A 19,212-nucleotide genomic window follows, 5' to 3' on the forward strand; every position below is an offset into this window, starting at 1 on the left:
TCCTCAGCTTCGGCCGTCAGCGGTCATGCGGACTTCGTGCACCGGCTGTGGCGCCACCTGGTTCGCCGGGTGTTGCGAGGCAAGCGCCTTGCGCAGAACTTCATCTTTCGGACCAAATGCCTGGACCTGGCCATTGGCCAGCGTCATCACGAGATCGACTCCTGCGAGAGCCGCCGGGCGGTGCGCGACGATGATGGCGATTCCGCCGCGCTCGCGCACGCCCTTAATTGCCTGGGTCAATGCAGCGTCGCCTTCGACGTCGAGATTGGCGTTCGGTTCGTCGAGCACCACCATGAACGGATCCCCATAGAGCGCGCGTGCAAGCGCTACCCGTTGCCGCTGCCCACCCGAGAGAGCAGCGCCGGCTTCGCCGATCCGCATCTCGAAGCCCTTTGGGAGGTTGAGGATCATGTCATAGGCGCCTGCGGCTTTCGCGGCGGCAATGACGGCTGGTCCATTCATCTCCGGATCGAAACGGGCAATGTTCTCAGCCACCGTGCCGTCGAACAGTTCGACGTCTTGCGGCAGATAGCCCATCAAGCCGCCGCGGATTTCGTCGGGCCACTGGTCGAGGGTTGCGCCATCGAGCCGGATCTCGCCGCGGGCTGCGGGCCAGATCCCGACCAGCGCACGCGCCAATGTGGATTTGCCTGACGCCGACGGTCCGATGATTCCAATAGCCTGGCCGGCCTTGAGTTGGAATGAGGCGTTCTGAACAATGGCCTTGGTACCACCCGGCGCGGCAATGAAAACCTGATCGACCGTAAGAATGTGTCGAGCACGTTCCGGGGCAACCGCAGAAGGTCTCTCGTCTTGAGACGACAGTGCATCGCGTAACCGCTGCCAGGCCTGACGGGCGCCGATGAAAGGACGCCAAACCGAGATCGCCAGTTCGACGGGAGCCAGCGCACGGCTGCCCATGATCGAGGAGGCAATCATCACACCACTGCTGGCCTGTCCTTCGATCACCAGCCAAGCGCCTAATCCGAGCAATGCCGATTGCAAGATAAACCGCAGGGTCTTCGACAGCGTGCCAAGCGCGCCAGCAATGTCAGAGCCGCGTTGCTGAGCGGCGATCTGATCGGCATTGGCTGCACCGATGCGTGAGATGACTCGTCGCTCCATGCCGAGGGCGGCGACGACCTCGGCATTGCGGCGTCCTGCCTCCAACTGGATGTTGCGTATGGCGGCATTGCGGGATGCTTCTCGTGTGGGCTTCCGCGTCAGAATTTCTGTAACAAGAGCAATACCGAACAAAATGGTTGCGCCGCCGACCAGGGTCCATCCAAGATATGGATGCAGCAGGAAGCACCCGGCGAGATATAGCGGCATCCACGGTAGATCGAATAGCGTGGTCGGCCCGAGGCCGGACAGGAACCCGCGCACTGAATCCAGATCATGAGAGAGTTGAACACCGCCACCGCGGCTCGACTTCAACGGTGATCGCAGAATGGCGGAATTCACCGGCTCCCACAGCGCGCCGTCAAGTGCAGCTCCGATGCGCGTCAGGATCCGCTGGCGCAACCAGTCGAAAATACCCTGCACGGCGTAGATCGCAATTACGATAATCGACAGCGATACGAGAGTAGGAATGCTGCGCGAGGGAATGACGCGGTCATAGACCTGCAGCATGTAAATGGATCCGGTCAGCATCAGGATGTTGACCACGGCGGAGAACAACCCGACAGACAGGAACGCGCTGCGACATGATGCGAGAGCCGCGCTCGGAAGATCTTGGTGCTTCGATCCGGCTGTTCTGTCGGCCGAAATTGCTGCGGTCATATTTCACCTAGGCCAGTAAGCGACAGCGATGCGCGCCGGTCGAGTTCGTTATCTGGCTTCAGCGTCAACTGCGTGACAGCGCGTGGATTGCGTGCGCGTGCAATGATCCAATCCGCGCGGTCGGCCACATGAATTGCGAGCGATGTTGCGCGGCAAGACATTGCAACAGCAAACACATTTGTTCTTGTGTGCCGCGTGCGTGAACTTCAACTGTTGTTTGCTACGCGATCATTGGAAGATCGAATTAAGTGTAGCTCGATCAGTTCCATCGTCATTCGATGCGCGCGCTATCAATCCGAGATCGAGATGTAGCAACCCGCAACGCTTTGCACTTTTGCGGGTGTGGCACGATGTCGCGATTTTCTGCGTCGCCTTTGTAGAGTCGAGCAAAAAGAGCAGTCGGCTCGGGGCTTCACTGCGACGTAAGAAACCAGTCACGTGGCTGTTAAATCGACGTGGCTACATCCGGCGCATTAACTTTTCGTTAACCAAAGGCAGTCGGTCGCGCGTCTTCGCATTTGCGGAGCGAGCGATGTTCGACGCGCGCCTAAAAGATGGAAGCAGATTTCATGTCAACGACATATCACGCTCTTGCCGTTAGCGATCTCGTCCAGGATTGGTCCAATGCCGGTGCGATCAGCGCCGATGACAATTGGTCTTCCGTTCCATCGATCGTCGGCTATCTCGGTGACATCAACGCTGGTTCGCCAACCGGCACCGATCCGCGGACATTGACCGGCGCTGGGCTCGGCGCCGTCGATGTGATCGCCAATCAGACTGCGCCGAATACTCTGAGCAATGGTGGTGTTGCCGAATTCGCGATTGCCAATCCGACCGTCGCGCTCAATGGCTCGGGTACCGCCGACGCGCCGAGCCTCGTGCTCTATCTCGATGCGAGCGGCCGCGACAATGTGCGACTGACGTTCAATGCGCGCGATCTCGACGGCAGCGCGGACGACGCGACCCAGCCGATTGCCGTGCAGTATCGGATCGGCTCCACCGGGACCTGGACAAATGTGCCAGGCGGCTACGCTGCCGACGTGACTACCGCGAATGCCGCAACTCAAGTGACGCCTTTCAATTTGCTGCTGCCGTCCGAAGTCAATGGTCACGCGGATTTGCAGGTCCGGATCCTCACTACCAATGCCGGTGGCAATGACGAGTGGGTCGGGATCGACGATATCCGCGTCGCGAGCAACGCCAGCACCCCGGCCCAAGGCCAGACCGTCGGCTTTTCTGCCGGCACGGTGTCGGTCTCGCATGACGAGGGCAATAGCGGCTCGACGGTTTATCAATTCACCGTGGAGCGCAGCGGTGGCACCGATGGCGATGTCTCATTCTCCGGAACCATCGCCTCTGCGCAGACCGACGCATCGGACTTCGTCGGAAGCGTGCCGAGCAGCTTTAGCGGTGTGATTCCGGCTGGGCAGGGCTCGGCAACGGTGACCGTTATGGTCGCCGGTGACACCACCAGCGAGTCGAATGAAAATTTCACGCTGACGCTTCAGAGCGCCTCCAATTCCACCGCCGTGGCGACCACGATCGGCACCGCACAAGCCACCGGCACTATCGTCAATGATGATGTCGCGATCACCAAGATCAGTGCCATCCAGGGCACCGGCGCCACCAGCGGAATGGTCGGCCAGACGGTCACCGTCGAAGCGATCGTCGTCGGCGATTTCCAGAACGGGGACGGCGACAACAGCCGCAACCTGAACGGCTTCTATGTTCAGGAAGAGGTGACCGATTCCGATGGTAATGTCCTGACCTCCGAAGCCATCTTCGTATTCGGCGGAAACGGGGACGTGGCCGTCGGCGACCGTGTCCGTGTCACCGGCTCGATCAGCGAGTATTTCGGTCTCACCGAACTCACCGCAACCAACATTTCCGTGGTTCAAGCGGGCGCGGTTGCCGACATCAGCACGATGGCGACTGTGATTGATCTGCCGGGCGCCGGCACCACGCTGAGCCAGGACGGCGACTATCAGCCGAACCTCGAAGCCTATGAAGGCATGCTGGTCACGCTGCCAGAGACGCTCGTGATCACTGAGCAGTTCAACCTCGATCGCTTCAACGAAATCAAGCTGGTGGCGGGCGATCGCCCGGCGCAGTTCACGCAGGAAAATGTGCCGGACGCTGCAGCCTACCAGGCCTATCTTGCCGAACTCGGTTCGCGTACCATCACCTATGATGACGGCCTGAACGTCCAGAACGCGGCCATCAGCAATCTCGACGGCTTCGGTCCGACCTACAACACCGCCACCGCGCCGCGGATGGGAGACACGATCACCGGGCTGACCGGCGTGCTCGACTATCAGTGGGCTGGCAATGCCGCATCGGGCGCGACTTGGCGGATCCGCTCCGTCGAGAATGGCACCAATACATTCGACGACGGCGCAACGCCGCGGACCGCCACACCCGCAGACGTCGGTGGCACGCTCCAGGTCGCAAGCTTCAACGTCCTCAATTTCTTCAAGACGCTGGACAATGGTGCCAGCACCGCCATCGGCCAGGAGCCGCGCGGTGCCAACGACGCCGTCGAATTCTCCCGCCAGACTGGCAAGCTCGTCGATACCATTCTTGCAATGGATGCCGACGTGCTGGCGCTGACCGAGCTCGAGAACGATTTTCTTCCCGGCTCGTCGGGCAATGCGATCGAATATCTGGTCGGCCAGCTCAATGCCGCTGCGGGTCCTGGCACCTATGCCTGGGTCAATCCCGGTCAGCAGTTTGTTGGTGGTGATGCCATCGCGGTCGGCTTCATCTACAAGACCGCGGATGTGAAAATCGCGGACGGGACGACGGTCGCGATCCTTAACGATGCCGATCTGCCTGGTCTCGGGCTTTCTGGTCTGCTGAGCCAGAGCACCGTCGGGCATATCTTCGACGGCGCGAATACCAGCCGCAATGCGCTTGCAGTGACGTTCGAGCAGATCGCCACCGGTGAAACTTTCACCGCAATCGCCAACCACCTCAAATCCAAGAGCGGCACCGGCACCGGCCTCGATGCCGATCAGGGTGACGGTCAGGGCAACTGGCAGAACCAGCGCGAACTCGCAGCGACTGCGCTCACCGCCTGGGCCAATAGCGATCCGACCGGTTCCGGCGACAGCGACGTGCTGATGCTCGGCGATTTCAACAGCTATGCCAAGGAGCAGGCAACAGGCATCATCGAGAACGCTGGTTTTGAAAACTTGCATGATCGCGAGGGTGATGCCTATTCCTACGTCTTCGACGGTCAGACCGGTACCCTCGATTATGCCTTCGCGAATGACAGCCTGTCGTCGCAGGTCACTGGTGTCACCACCTGGCACATCAATGCAGATGAGGCCGATGCACTCGACTACAACACGGACTTTTCGCGCGATCCGGCGATCTTCGATGCCGATACGAATGTCCGCGTTTCCGACCATGATCCGGTCATCGTCGGTCTCGATCTCAACCAGAACCACACGCCGTCGACCTACAGGCTCCAGATCCTGCATGCGTCGGATTTCGAGGCCGGTCTCAATGCGGTCGATCGCGCCGGAAATTTCGCCGCCATCGTCGATTACCTCGAAGAGACACAGGCGAATTCGATCACGTTGTCGTCGGGCGACAACTTCATCCCCAGCCCGTTCTTCAGCGCCGGCAGCGACGCCTCGTTGAAGGAAGTCTATGAGACCGCGCTCGAGACCTATTACGGTCTTGCCAGTGGCACGCTGAACATCACGCCCGGATTCGGCACTGCCGATATCTCGATGTTGAACATCATCGGCGTGCAGGCCTCGGCGATCGGCAATCACGAATTTGACGCCGGCACCAACCCGCTCGCGGCGATCATTCGGCAGACTGCCGGCTTCCCGGGCGCACAGTTCCCCTTCCTATCGGCCAATCTGGATTTCTCGGGCGATCCTAATCTCGCCGGCCTCTATACCAGCCTCATCCAGAATGCTGAAAACTATACCGGCTTCCCGCCAGCCGCCGGCATTGGCAAGAAGATCGCGCCCGCAACCATCATCGAGGAGGGTGGCGAAAAGATCGGCGTGGTGGGCGCTACCACCCAGATCGTCGAAAGCATTTCTTCAACCGGTGGCGTCGAGGTGATCGGCGACGATGTCGACGACATGGTCGCACTTGCTGCGATCCTGCAGCCGACCATCGACAGCCTGATCGCCCAGGGCATCAACAAGATCATCCTGGTCAGCCATCTTCAGCAGATCGCGTTCGAGCAGGCACTTGCACCGTTGCTACACGGCGTCGACATCATCATCTCGGGCGGATCGAACACGCTGCTTGCTGACGCACAGGATACGCTGCGTCCAGGCGATACTGCCGATGGCACTTACCCGATCGTGACCCATAATGCCGACGGCAACACCACGCTGATCGTCAATACCGACGGCGAATACTCCTATGTCGGCCGGCTGGTGGTCGATTTCGACGCCAATGGCAATGTCATCGCGGGCAGCGTCGATCCGAATGTCAGCGGTGCCTATGCGACCACCGACGAAGAGGTCGCCGATCTCTATGACGACGTGATCGATGTGGACGGCGACGGGGATATCGATGCAGCAGATGCCAATCCGTTTGCTGAAGGCAGCAAGGGTGATCTTGTCAACGACATCGCCCAGGGAGTCGGCAATGTGATCGACGCTCAGGACGGTAATCTGTTCGGTAGCACCGATGTCTATCTGGAAGGCCGCCGCGGCGAGGTTCGCACCGAGGAGACCAATCTGGGCAACCTCACGGCCGACGCCAATCTCTGGTACGCCCAGAAGGCCGATGCGACGGTGATGGTCTCGATCAAGAACGGCGGTGGTATCCGCGACTCGATCGGCAACGTGTCCGCAGTGGGTGGCAACGCTCAGGAGAATCCGCCTTCGGCCAATCCCGAGGTAGGCAAGGAAGAGGGCGACATCTCGCAGCTCGACATCGCCAACTCGCTGCGCTTCAACAATGCCCTGTCCATGGTAACGGTGACGGCAACACAGCTGCTGACGGTGCTGGAGCATGCGGTGGCCGCAACTGCGAATGGCGCCACCCCCGGTCAGTTCGCTCAGGTTGGCGGTATCGCTTACTCCTTCGACAAGGACAGCCCGGCCGGCAACCGCATTCAGTCGGCTGCGCTGATCGACGAGAACGGCAATCCCGTCCTTGTCCTGGTCGAGAACGGTGAACTCGTCGTCAACGCTGACATGGCGATCCGCGTTGTGACGCTGAGCTTCCTGCTCACAGGTGGCGACGGATATCCGTTTGCGAGCTTCATTGCGGCCAATCCGGCCTTTGCCAATGTCGTGAACCTCACTCCGAGCCTCTTGCCCGACGCTGGCCAGGTCGCCAACTTCGCGGCCGAAGGCACCGAGCAGGACGCCTTCGCCGAATATCTGGCAGCGCATTATTCCGAGACACCCTATGGCGTACTCGACACCGACCGTGCGCATGACACCCGGATCCAGAATCTCGATTACCGGCAAGATACGGTGCTGTCCGTTCAGCCGATCGTGCTGGTTGGCGACGATGACGACAATGTCCTTACTGGCGCACTCGGCAACGACACGCTCTCGGGCGGCGACGGCGACGACACGCTGCTCGGCGGCGCAGGGAACGACGACCTCGCCGGTGGCGAGGGTGACGACAATCTCAGCGGCGATGCCGGCAACGACGTTCTCGCAGGCGGTGAAGGCGACGACACGCTCTCCGGTGGCGCCGGTGACGACGTTCTCGACGGCGGCGAGGGTTACGATACGCTGGATGGCGGCGTAGGTAACGACCGGCTGATTGCCGGAGCCGGCGATATCGCGTCCGGCGGCGACGGCGACGACGTCATTGAGGTCTCGACCGACGATTACGCGCCGGCATTGATCGATGGCGGTGCGGGCAACGACACGGTCAAGCTGGTCGGCGGCGGCACCGGTTCGCTGGATGGCTCGACGGTGATCAATGTCGAGAATCTGCTGGTCCATGGTGGCGCCTGGACCGTGGGCTCCACGGTCAGTTACGACCACGTCACGGTTGAAGACGGAGCGACGCTGGAATCCGGCGTGACGCGCAACGGTGCCGACACGCTGGTGATCGCCGCAGGCGGCAAGCTGATCGCCGGCACCGCCATCACCTGGTCGGGAGGTGGCGCCGCCGTGGTCGATAACGCCGGCCTGATCGAAGGATCGAGCCGCGTGCTCAGCACCACGTCCGGTGCGACGGGGTCGCTGGTCTTCAACAACGCAACGGGCGGCACCGTGCGCGGAGCGCTGAACCCGCAACAGGCGGGACACGCCGATGCGACCATCACCATCAACAATGCCGGCGTCATGGAAGCGGGCGGTCGTGTCCTGGACTTCCGTAACTTCGATGGCGCCGGAGCCTCGGCGGTCATCAACAACCTTGCCGGCGGCATCATCCGCCAGTACGGCAGCGACACCGATGTGATCCGCCTCGGCAATGATGGGGTTGTCAACAACTGGGGCGCGATCACGACCGATCCGACCTTCGTCGGCGGAGGCGACCTGATCGACTTCCAAAGCGATACCGGCGGCAAGGTCAACAACTATGCCGGTGGTCTGATGGAGGGCTCGCGCCATGCCGTGACCGGCGACAATGCCGTGACCGTTGTCAACTCAGGCACGATGATCGGTCGCAACGGCTCGGCGGTGAACATCGACAATGGCGGCTCCGAGGCCGAGAAGGTCTTCATCACCAATCACGGCATTATGGAAGGCCGCTCTGCCGAACTCACCGACTCCGATGGCGACGCCATCGATGTCGATGGTCTGGTGCAGGTCCTCAATTACGGCCGTATCTCTGGTCTCGGTGCCGAAGGGTATCATGACGGTGAGCCGAACGTCTCCGAGGCCATCGCCATGGGTGGAGGCTCTGTCGTCAACAGCGCCACGGGCGAGATCTACGGTTACGGTCGCGCCATCCAGGTGGACAATTCCGGCAATGCCGCCGCGTTCGGCGCCAGCACGATTGTCAATGATGGTCTCATCAAGGGCGACGGGCACGGTCCGGAAGGCGTGGCTCCAGCGGATGCCGCTCGTTTCGACCTGCGCGGCAACGAGGCGATCAATCTGGTCGGTGACTATGAGGATTTCGTCGGCAACAACAGCACGGGCCGGATCATCGGCGGCATATCGATGGGCGGAGCCAGGGACACCCTGAACAACTCCGGCTCGATCGTTGCGACCGGTGGATCGGCGATCGACATGGGCGCCGGCAACGATCAGGTGAACCTCTACGTCGGTGCGACGGTGACCGGCAAGATCCTGCTCGGGACCGGCGACGACGTCGCTCTCTCCACCTCGGCTGGCGGCTTCGAGATCGATGGCGGCGACGGCAGCGATACGATGGCCATGGACTACACCTATGGTGGTGCTGACATCCTCAGCGGCGGTGCCGGCAACGACTACATCTATGCCGGTGCCGGCAACGATCAGGTCGATGGCGGCGCTGACGACGATACGCTCTATGGCAACGACGGCGATGACCTGATCAAGGGTGGATCCGGCAATGACGATATCGCCGGCGGCATTGGAGCTGACACCATTCATGGTGATGGCGGCAATGACAGCATCGATGGTGGAGACGGCATCGACAAGGCGTTCTACACCGGATCGTTCAGCAATTACGGTATCGCATTGAACGGCGACGGCTCCGTCAAGCTCACCGACCTGCGCAATGGCACGCCCGACGGGATCGACACGCTGCGTAATGTCGAGCAGCTCAATTTTGTCGATGGGGCCTGGAAGCTGGTGGTCGGCACCAACGGCGACGACACGGTCACCGGCTCTGCCGGAAATGATCTGGTCTTCGGCGGAAGCGGAAATGACACCTTCATCGGTACCGGCGGGTTGGATACCTATGACGGCGGTGACGGCATCGACACGATCGACTACAGCCAGATAACCTTCGAGGTGACGGTGGATCTGTCGGCCGGGCTCGCTTACTACCCCGGCTACCTCGCTGGCGCAGATCACTTCAGCAATATCGAAAATGCGGTCGGGACTGGCTATGACGATCTTCTGATCGGAACCAACGGTGCCAACACGCTAATCGGCGGTGCGGGCAACGACGTTCTCAACGGCGGCGACGGCGACGACATCCTGCGTGGCGGCGCCGGCAACGACACGATCGACGGCGGAGCGGGCTATGACGTGCTCGACCTGTCGGATGCGACCGGGGCGGTGTCGGTCAATTATGCGGCCGGAACAGTGACCGGGGCCGGGATCGGTACCGATCATTTCACTGGCATCGAGTCGATCCTGTTCGGTACGGGCAATGATCAGATCACCGGCGGCAACGGTGACGACACCTTCGATGGCGGTGCCGGCAACGACACCATCAATGGCGGTGCGGGTGACGATGTGCTCAGCGGCGGCATTGGTGACGACGCGATCGACGGCGGTTCCGGCGACGACGTGGTGTCAGGCGGCATCGGCAACGATACGCTGAAGGCCGGGTCCGGCGATGACAGCGTAGATGGCGGTGACGGCAACGACATCATCGATGCCGGCTCGGGCGACGACATCATCGTGGCCGGTGCGGGTGCGGACAAGGTGAATGCCGGCTCCGGCAACGACATCATCAACGGTGGAATCGGCGACGATATCCTGACTGGCGGTTCTGGCTCCGACGTGTTCGTGTTCGCCGCCGGGTTCGGAAAGGATATGATCACCGACTTCGCTGCGAGTGGAGCTTCCAAGGACTTCATCCAGTTCTCGAGCGATCTGTTCTCCGACTATGCAGACGTGATGTCTCACGCAGCCCAGGTCGGCAGCAGCATCGTGGTGACGCTGGATGAAAACCACGCAGTCACGCTCGCCAACACCAGCCTGGCGTCGCTGACTGCTGACGACTTCCGCTTCGTCTAGGAGCGGGTACGGCACACGGGGCGCAACTTGCGCCCCGTGTGCACCTTACGTTTTTTGCGTTGATGAATTGCGAGCCGCTACCGTCTGAGCCTGCCGTCCCGCCGAATTTCACCCGCGCGAAGCGAGCGTAATGTCTGCTGCCACAATGCCGTGCGCATCACTAGGTGTTAGTGCACTCAGGTCGAATGTCTCTCCACGAATGCGCGACAGGGTGGACAAGGCGCGGTCGCGATCACTTTCCAGAAGCTGGCCGAGATGTGTGACAGCGGCATTCGGCTTGCGCTGCCGGATCGCCTTCAGCGTCGATGCCATCAGGTCGGCACTGAGTCGGCGGATGTCGCGGGTCTGATAGTCTAGCGGCGTCTTCCAGATGGTTTCCCATACGGTCTGGTTGGCCAGGTCGGTGAGCAGTTCGACAAGCAGTTCGTTGCCCGAGCCGCGCGCAATGGTCTTTACCGCCCGCGTCGTGGTGCGTGCGAAAGCCATCGGATCATCGATCTCGACTCCGGCTCTCAACTCGTCGCAGCGGCGCGCCAATGTGTCGATGAAGCTCTCGACCGGCGTGGTCGCCATGGTCCGTACTGCCAGCATCGACAGTGCAGTGCGGACATTAAACAGGTCAGCCACCGATTTGAGTGATAGCGGCCTGATATAGGCGCCGCGCCGCGGAAAGATGTCGACCAGGCGACGGCGCTCGAGAATGCGGATCGCTTCACGGATTGGGCCACGGCTGACGCCGAAATCGCGCGCCAGGTCGAGTTCGACAAGACGCTCGCCCGCTTTGCGGCGGCCGGAGACGATCTCGGCGCCGAGTTCTTCGGCAATCTGGTCGGGGATCGTGCGCGGCGCAAATCTCCGTTCGACGTCGCTTTCGTTGTCAGCGGATGGCTTGCGAAATGTCGCTGCCATAACCCCTCCTGTCGGTGCTCGCATATCGAGCAATACAATCCTAGGTATCGCAGAAGTCAATTGTTGACAATTGACAACCAGTCACCTTTCATTGGGCACCGTCGCTTTCACACATACCGGCTCAAGCCGGAGCGCGACGGAACGTCCCGCGGGCAGTCGGCAAGATCTGCACGACCGGGATGGCAAGGGAGGTAACATGGCGACCATGTTCGCGCCGGCGCATGCCCGGCTGACAACGCCCCGACAGCCGCGCATCTGCGGCTTCGATCGCCATGCGCGGACGCTGGATTCGCGGCTTTCTCAACCACAACACATCATGCGCATCGCATCTGGTCGCATTTGGGCGAGCGCGCTGCGATGACGGGCGCGATCGACATATCCGCTTCCCCTGTGCGCGCATCACGAGCAGATGCGACCGCGCATGTCGGCGCGTCGCCACCGCCGTTGCTTGAGGTCCGCGATCTTTCGCTGTCGTTTGCGACTGCGAAAGGCGCGCTGCCGATTACCCGCAATGTGAATTTCACTATCGCGCCGGGCGAGCGCGTTGGTCTGGTTGGTGAGAGCGGATGCGGCAAGACCGTCACCGGTCTCTCGCTGCTGCGACTGCTGTCGCCGCAATCGGCGCGAATCCAGGGCGATATCCTGTTCAACGGGACCAACCTGGCCGCGCTGTCGCCGCGACGTATGCGCGCCGTGCGCGGGCGCGAGATCGCGATGATCTTCCAGGAGCCGATGAGCGCGCTCGATCCCGTCTTCACGGTCGGCGACCAGATCAGCGAGGCCTATCGTATCCATTTTCCGGTCAGCCGAGCGGAGGGGCGCGAACGTGCCATCGCGGCGCTACGCGAAGTCGGCATTCCCGCGCCGGAGCGGCGCTGCGACGAATATCCGCATCAACTCTCGGGTGGCATGCGCCAGCGCGTAATGATCGCGATGGCGCTGATCTGCAAGCCGAAGCTGCTTGTGGCCGACGAGCCCACCACGGCGCTCGACGTGACCGTGCAGGCGCAGATCACCGATCTCTTGCGTTCATTGAGCGAGCGTACCGGCACGGCGTTGATCTTCATTACCCATGATCTCGGCGTCGTCGCCGAAACCTGCACCCGCATGATCACCATGTATGCCGGTGAGGTCGTCGAGGACGCGCCGGTGGACGACGTGCTGACGCGGCCGCGTCATCCCTATACATCCGGACTGCTGCGCTCGCTGCCCGGTCTCAGTCCGCGCCGCGGCGTGTTGGCCTCGATCCCCGGCCGTGTTCCATCACCGAGCGCGATGCCTGCGGGCTGCCGCTTCCGCGCGCGCTGCAGCCACGCCGTTGCGGGCTGCGCGCAGAACCAGCCGATGGTCGAGATGGGGAATGGCCGCGCCGCGCGCTGCTGGCGTGCTCCCGAACTCGTGTTGCCGGGGGCGGTGAATTGATGTCAGGCATGCAACGCCACAATCGCGACAGCGGCATTCTCGCGGTGCGCGATCTGCGCATCCTGTTTCCGACCCGCGACGGCCGTGACACCGTCAAGGCGATCGACGGCATGGATTTCGACGTCCGCGCCGGCGAGACCTTCGGCATCATCGGTGAATCCGGTTCGGGCAAGACCACGCTCGGCCGTGCGCTGGTGTCGCTGCTGCCGCCGAGTCATGGCCAGATCCTGCATGACGGCACGGATCCGGCTGCCCTTGGTACAAGCGCGTTTCGCAAGCATCGCCGCGATTACCAGATCATCTTTCAGGATCCGAATGCCGCGCTCAATCCGCGCATGACGATCATTGACAGCGTGGTCGAGCCGCTGGAGATCATGGGCGAGGGCGATCATGCCTCGCGCCGCCGCCGTGGCATTGAGGTGCTGGAGCGCGTCGGTCTCGCCGCCGAAGCCGCCGATCGCTATCCGCATCAATTGTCCGGCGGCCAGAAGCAGCGCGTCAATATCGCGCGCGTGCTGACGTTACGGCCCAAGGTCATCGTCTGCGACGAGGTGGTCGCAGCGCTCGACGTCTCCATCCGCGGCGACGTGCTCAATCTGTTTGCCGACCTGCAGCGCGAATTCGGTCTGACTTATGTGTTCATCACCCATGACATCTCGGTGGTCTCGCACATCTCCGACCGCATCGCCGTCACCTACCTCGGTAAGCTGATGGAACTTGGTCCGGCCGAGGATGTAGTTGAGCGGCCACTGCATCCCTATACGCGCGCGCTGCTGTCGGCCGAGCCAGTCCCGTTGCCGTCGCATTTGCGGGTCGACCGCCGCATCATTCTCGAAGGTGAAATTCCGAGTCCGGTGGCGCCGCCGTCGGGGTGCCGCTTCCGCACGCGTTGCCCGTCGGTGCAACCGCGTTGCGCGAAGGAAGTGCCGGCCTGGCGCGACGTCAAGCCGGGACACCGCGTGGCCTGCCATTTCGCCACGGCGGACGGTCCACCGCCAGATAATCAAAAAGCGCAACGCGCATCATAATCATCGGGAGGATTTTCAAATGAAGACAATTGATCTGGGCAAGAAAACATTGCGCCGCCGTGACATGCTGGCACTGATGGGTGGCGCTGCCGCCACCGGCGCGCTCGGCCTGCCTGCCTGGGCGCTGGAGGCCAAGAAGGGCGGCGTGCTGAAGGTCGCCGCACCGGCCAATCCGTCGTCGCTCGATCCGGCCACCGGCGGCGCCGGCTCCGACCACAGCATTCTCTGGACCATGTACGACACACTGGTGGAGTGGGACTACGAGACGTTGAAGCCGAAGCCGGGGATGGCGAAGTGGACGTTTCCCGATCCGAAGACCATGGTGCTCGACATTACCACCGGCATCAAATTCCATGACGGCACGCCGATGGATGCCGAGGCCGTCAAATTCAACCTGGAGCGCAACCGCACCGACCAGCGCTCCAACGTCAAGCCTGATCTGTCCAGCGTGGAAGCGGTGGAGGTGACCGGTCCGCTCCAGGTGACGCTGAAGCTGAAGAACCCCGATACGGCGCTGCCGGCGATTCTGTCGGACCGCGCCGGCATGATGGTGTCGCCGACCAATATCAAGGCGCTCGGCAATGAGACCGACCGCAAGCCGGTCGGCGCCGGGCCGTGGAAATTCGTGCGCTGGAACGACAACGAGATCATCGTCGTGACCCGCCATGATCAATACTGGCGCCAGGGACGGCCCTATCTCGACGGCATCGAATTCAACATCATTCCCGAAAACGCCACCGCCTTGCGTTCGGTCGTCGCCGGCCAGAACGATATGGCGTTCCAGCTACCGGCCCGCCTGAAGCCGGTGATCGAGCGTGCCAAGAATCTGGAAACCGTCAGCTCGCCTACACTGTATTGCATCCAGCTTTATCTGAATTACGCGCGTTCGCCGCTGGACAATCTCAAGGTTCGGCAGGCGATCAATTTTGCGCTCGACCGCGATGCCTTCGTGAAGGCGGCGCTGAATGGTTTGGGCGAGGCCGCGCGCATGACGTTGCCGAGCTCGCACTGGGCGTTCAACAAGGATGTCGCTGGCCTGTATCCGTACAATACGGAGAAAGCAAAGCAGTTGCTCGCCGAAGCCGGCTACAAGGATGGGCTCGAACTGACCATCGGCGGTTACACGGATCAGGATTCCGTGCGCCGCGGCGAGGTGATCCAGGATCAGCTCGGAAAGGCCGGGATCCGTCTCAAATTTACCCGCGGCACCATCGCCGAAATCAGCGCGCAGTTCTTCGCTACCGAAAAGAAGTTCGATCTCCTGGTATCGGCCTGGACCGGTCGTCCCGATCCGAGCATGACCTATGCGCTCGGCTTCGACAAAGGCGCCTATTACAATGCCGGACGCACTGCCGACCCTGACCTGTCCAAGTTGATCCAGGAGAGCCGCGTCAGCGAAGACCTCGCCAAGCGCGCTGAAGTGTTCGCCAAGATCCAGAAATTCACGGTGGAGAACGCTCTGTCGGCACCGCTCGCGTTCCAGTTCGAACTCGATGCGCTGTCCGCCAAGGTGAAAGGCTTCAAGCCCAATCTGCTCGGCAAGCCGAAATTCGAAAACATCTCGCTCGGTTAATCCGTTCGACACAGCAACCGGCGCCGCGATCGTCGCGGCGTCCTCAATTGGTGTGAATTGCGCATGTTGAATTCCGGACGTCTTCGCATCATCGGTCGTCGCCTGCTGCAGGCAATCCCGGTGGTGGTGCTGTCGACCTTCATCGTGTTTGGCCTGCTCAAGCTGGTGCCGGGCGATGTTGCGGTGACGCTTGCTGGCGATAATGCGTCGGAGCAGCGGATCGCCGAAATCCGCGAGCTCTATGGCCTGAACCAGCCGTTCCTGCTGCAATATGGCTCATGGCTTTGGAAGGCGGCGCATGGCGATCTCTCCAGCTCGCTGATTTCCAACGAAGCGGTACTGACCTCGATCCAGCGCTGCCTACCGCATACGCTGCTGATCGTCGCGCTCGCGCTGTTCATGGCCATGTTGGTGGGCATCCCCCTGGGTATTGCCGCCGCAACCAAGCCCGGCTCATGGATCGACGGCTTCGTCATGGCGATTGCCTCGCTCGGCGTCGCTGTGCCGAATTTCTGGCTCGGCATGCTGCTGGTGGCGTTCTTCTCGCTGCAGCTCAACTGGCTACCGGCCACCGGTGCAGTATCGCTCATGAAAGATCCGTGGGCGTCGCTCAGTCACGCCATCCTGCCGGCGGTGGCGCTTGCGTCTGGTGGCATTGCCGAGGTGGCGCGGCAATTGCGGTCGTCACTCGTCGAGATACTGTCGTCGCAACAGGTTCGCACGCTGCACGCCAAGGGTTTGCCGCCGTCGTCCATCCTGTGGCGTCACGGTTTGAAGAATGTCAGCGTCAATCTGCTCACCGTCGTCAGCCTGCTCGCGAACCGCCTGCTCGCGGCGACCGTCGTGGTCGAGGCGGTGTTCGCAATTCCCGGCATGGGTGGGTTGATCGTCAACGGCGCGATGAACCGCGATTTCCCGGTGGTGCAGGGCGTGGTGTTCACCATGGTCCTGATCGTCGTCACGCTCAATCTGCTCACGGATATTCTGTACAGCGTCCTCGATCCGAGGATTTCATCATGACGGATGCGGTGATGATCTCTGAACGTCGACCGCGACGTCTGTCTGGCTTTGTACGCTGGTTTGTTTCCGACCTGCGCGGCGCGCTCAGCCTTACCTTCCTCGTCGCGCTGCTGCTGATCTCGCTCCTTGGTCCATGGATCTCGCCCTATGCGCCTGCGGCACAGGATCTCGATGCGGCCTTGGCGACAATGTCGCGGGAACACTGGCTCGGCGCCGACGATCTCGGGCGCGATACGCTCAGTCGCCTGATCTATGGCGGCATGGCCTCGCTCTATGCGAGTTTTCTCGCCGTCACGATCGCCGTCCTGATCGGCGTACCGGTCGGTGTCTTGGCGGGCTATCTCGGCGGCTGGGTCGACACGGTGATCAGCCGTGTCATCGACAGCTTCCTGTCGTTCCCGGCCATCGTGCTGGCGATCGCCGTGACAGGTGCGCTGGGCATCGGCCTCACGAACGGCATGATCTCGGTTGGCATCGTGTTTTCGCCGCAACTGGCGCGGCTGGTCCGGGCGCGCACGCTGGTGGTGCGCAATGAGCTTTATGTCGATGCCGCGCGTTGCTTCGGCGGGTCAACGCCGCGCATCCTGTGGCGCCACGTGCTGCCGAATGCCATCCAGCCAGTGATCGTTCAGGTCACGCTCTTGCTCGCGGCGGCATTGCTTGCTGAAGCCAGTCTCAGCTTCCTCGGCCTCGGCATTCAGCCGCCGGATCCGAGCTGGGGCGCGATGCTGGCGCGCGCCTATCAGAACATGGAGATCGCACCGGAGCAGATGTATCCGCCCGGCCTGGCGATCCTGTTCACCGCACTGGCCTTCAACACACTGGGTGAATCGCTGCGCGTTGCGCTCGATCCGACAATGAAACGCAACTAACCAAGACCAAGAATAAGGAAGACGGTGATGACCGCAAGCGCCAAAGAAACCGAATATCTCGCCAAGCTGCACGAGCTATGGGCCAAGGCCTGGCCCAAGGGCACGCCTAACAAGCCGCAATATCCGCATGGCGAAATCGCGCTGACCGAATATTTGCGCGCCTGGGCGAAGCGTAATCCTGAAAAGCCCGCGGTGATCTTTTATGGTCACGTCACCACCTATGCGGAACTCGACGCGCAGAGCGATCGCTTTGCCGCATTGCTGATGGAGAAGGGAGTCCGCAAGGGCGACCGGGTCGCGGTGTTTCTGCCGAACTGTCCGCAATTCCACATCGTGTTCTTTGGCATTCTCAAGCTCGGCGCCATTCATGTGCCAGTGAGCCCGCTGTCGCGCGCTTTCGAGCTTTCCTACGAGCTCAACGACACCGATGCCGAAGTGATCGTGGCACTCGACCAGCTGGTGCCGGTGGTTGATCAGGTGCGCGGCGAGACCAAACTGCGCGAGCTGATCGTCACCAGTTTCGCCGATGTCATTCCGGCCAAGCCCACTATTCCGGTACCTGAATCGATCAGCGGGCCGCGTGTTGCTGTCCCCGGTGCTACCGATCTGTTGCCGGCGCTGGCCGCGATGCCTGCGCCGACGCCGCTGCCGCCGGCATCGCTCGATGATGTTGCCGCGCTGAACTACACCGGCGGCACCACCGGCATGCCCAAAGGCTGCGTGCACACCCAGGGCGACATGGTCTACACGGCGGCAGCCAATTACGGCATCTCGGTGGTTGCCGACGAGGACAGTGTCTTCCTGTCGTTCTTCCCTGAGTTCTGGATTGCCGGTGAGAATTTTGGCCTCATCTTCCCGCTGTTCGCAGGTGTGACGCTGGTTTTGCTTGCGCGCTGGGACGCGGTCGGGGCGCTGTCGGCGATTGATCGCTACAAGGTCAATGTCACCGCAATGCCGGTCGATGGCGCCGTCGAGCTGATGGACCATCCGCGCTTCAAGGAATTCGACCTGTCATCGCTTAATCAGGTGCGTGTCGTCTCGTTCGTGAAGAAGCTCAATCCGGCCTATCGCAAACGCTGGAAGGATCTCACCGGAACGATCCTGACGGAGGCTTCGTGGGGGATGACGGAAACGCATACGTCCAATACCCTCACTGCGGGATTCCAGGACGATGATTTCGATCTCCTGTCGCAGCCGATCTTCGTTGGTCTTCCCGTTCCGGGCGCCGAGTTCAAGATCACCGATTTCGAGACAGGTGAACTCGTGCCGCTCGGAGGCGAGGGCGAGATCCGCGTGCGGACGCCATCGCTGCTCAAGAGTTACTGGAATAAGCCACAGGCCACGGTGGAATCGCTCGTCGATGGCTGGTTGCGCACCGGCGACATCGGCACCATCGATCCCGAAGGCTTCCTGCACTTCCTCGGTCGTCGCAAGGAGATGCTGAAGGTCAAGGGCATGAGCGTGTTTCCGCCGGAGATCGAGGCGCTACTCGGTCAGCATCCGAAGGTGCTCGGTTCAGGCGTTGTCGGCCGCGACGATGCCAGCAAGGGGCAGGTACCGGTCGCCTTCATCCAGCTCAAGCCGGAAGAGAGAGGCACTATCACGCCAGCCGAACTGCAGGCGTGGTGTGCCGAACGGATGGCTGTCTACAAGGTGCCCGAGATCCGCATCATCGACGCGCTGCCGATGACTGCCACCGGCAAGGTGAAGAAGCAGGAACTCGACGCCAACACGTCGCAGTAGATCGAAAAATTACA

The 19,212-nt window shown here is 61.7% G+C and carries 10 protein-coding genes; 8 read left to right on the plus strand and 2 right to left on the minus strand.

Annotated features, from left to right (window positions below; translation table 11 throughout):
- Positions 1-3: 3 nt before the first annotated feature.
- Positions 4-1,782: a type I secretion system permease/ATPase gene (locus AB8A27_RS04530; RefSeq protein ID WP_441240880.1), complete on the minus strand. Its 1,779-nt coding sequence runs from the start codon at positions 1,780-1,782 to the stop codon at positions 4-6.
- Between the two features lie 569 nt (positions 1,783-2,351).
- Here AB8A27_RS04530 and AB8A27_RS04535 point away from each other — a divergent pair.
- Positions 2,352-10,631, plus strand: coding sequence for an ExeM/NucH family extracellular endonuclease (locus AB8A27_RS04535; RefSeq protein WP_441240881.1), 8,280 nt, complete (start codon positions 2,352-2,354; stop codon positions 10,629-10,631).
- A gap of 108 nt (positions 10,632-10,739) precedes the next feature.
- Here the strand turns inward: AB8A27_RS04535 and AB8A27_RS04540 are convergent, their stop codons facing one another.
- Positions 10,740-11,540 carry a GntR family transcriptional regulator gene (locus AB8A27_RS04540; protein ID WP_441240882.1) on the minus strand — a complete coding sequence of 267 codons (801 nt, stop codon included), beginning with the start codon at positions 11,538-11,540 and terminating at the stop codon, positions 10,740-10,742.
- Positions 11,541-11,736: 196 nt separating this feature from the next.
- Between AB8A27_RS04540 and AB8A27_RS04545 the strand changes: the two genes are divergently transcribed.
- The 7 genes from AB8A27_RS04545 (at position 11,737) to AB8A27_RS04575 (ending at position 19,198) form a co-directional block, all read left to right on the plus strand.
- The gene (locus AB8A27_RS04545; protein ID WP_441240883.1) at positions 11,737-11,901 is read left to right on the plus strand and encodes a hypothetical protein; all 165 of its coding nucleotides are present in this window, start codon (positions 11,737-11,739) and stop codon (positions 11,899-11,901) included.
- Entirely contained in the window at positions 11,898-12,962 is a 1,065-nt protein-coding gene (locus AB8A27_RS04550; RefSeq protein ID WP_441240884.1) for an ABC transporter ATP-binding protein, read from the plus strand. Before AB8A27_RS04545 ends, AB8A27_RS04550 begins: the two co-directional genes overlap by 4 nt.
- An 8-nt stretch (positions 12,963-12,970) precedes the next feature.
- Positions 12,971-13,990: an ABC transporter ATP-binding protein gene (locus AB8A27_RS04555; protein WP_441240885.1), complete on the plus strand. Its 1,020-nt coding sequence runs from the start codon at positions 12,971-12,973 to the stop codon at positions 13,988-13,990.
- A gap of 19 nt (positions 13,991-14,009) precedes the next feature.
- Complete coding sequence (locus AB8A27_RS04560; protein WP_441240886.1) at positions 14,010-15,563, plus strand: ABC transporter substrate-binding protein; 1,554 nt, start codon at positions 14,010-14,012, stop codon at positions 15,561-15,563.
- A 63-nt stretch (positions 15,564-15,626) separates the two neighbouring features.
- A complete protein-coding gene (locus AB8A27_RS04565) occupies positions 15,627-16,583 on the plus strand; it encodes an ABC transporter permease (protein ID WP_068737345.1) in 957 nt (318 codons plus the stop codon).
- Positions 16,580-17,455: an ABC transporter permease gene (locus tag AB8A27_RS04570; RefSeq protein ID WP_441240887.1), complete on the plus strand. Its 876-nt coding sequence runs from the start codon at positions 16,580-16,582 to the stop codon at positions 17,453-17,455. Before AB8A27_RS04565 ends, AB8A27_RS04570 begins: the two co-directional genes overlap by 4 nt.
- Before the next feature lie 27 nt (positions 17,456-17,482).
- Positions 17,483-19,198: an AMP-binding protein gene (locus AB8A27_RS04575; RefSeq protein ID WP_441240888.1), complete on the plus strand. Its 1,716-nt coding sequence runs from the start codon at positions 17,483-17,485 to the stop codon at positions 19,196-19,198.
- The last annotated feature ends 14 nt before the right edge of the window (positions 19,199-19,212 follow it).

It is taken from the genome of Tardiphaga sp. 768_D3_N2_1, assembly GCF_052076105.1.
Lineage (GTDB): Bacteria > Pseudomonadota > Alphaproteobacteria > Rhizobiales > Xanthobacteraceae > Tardiphaga.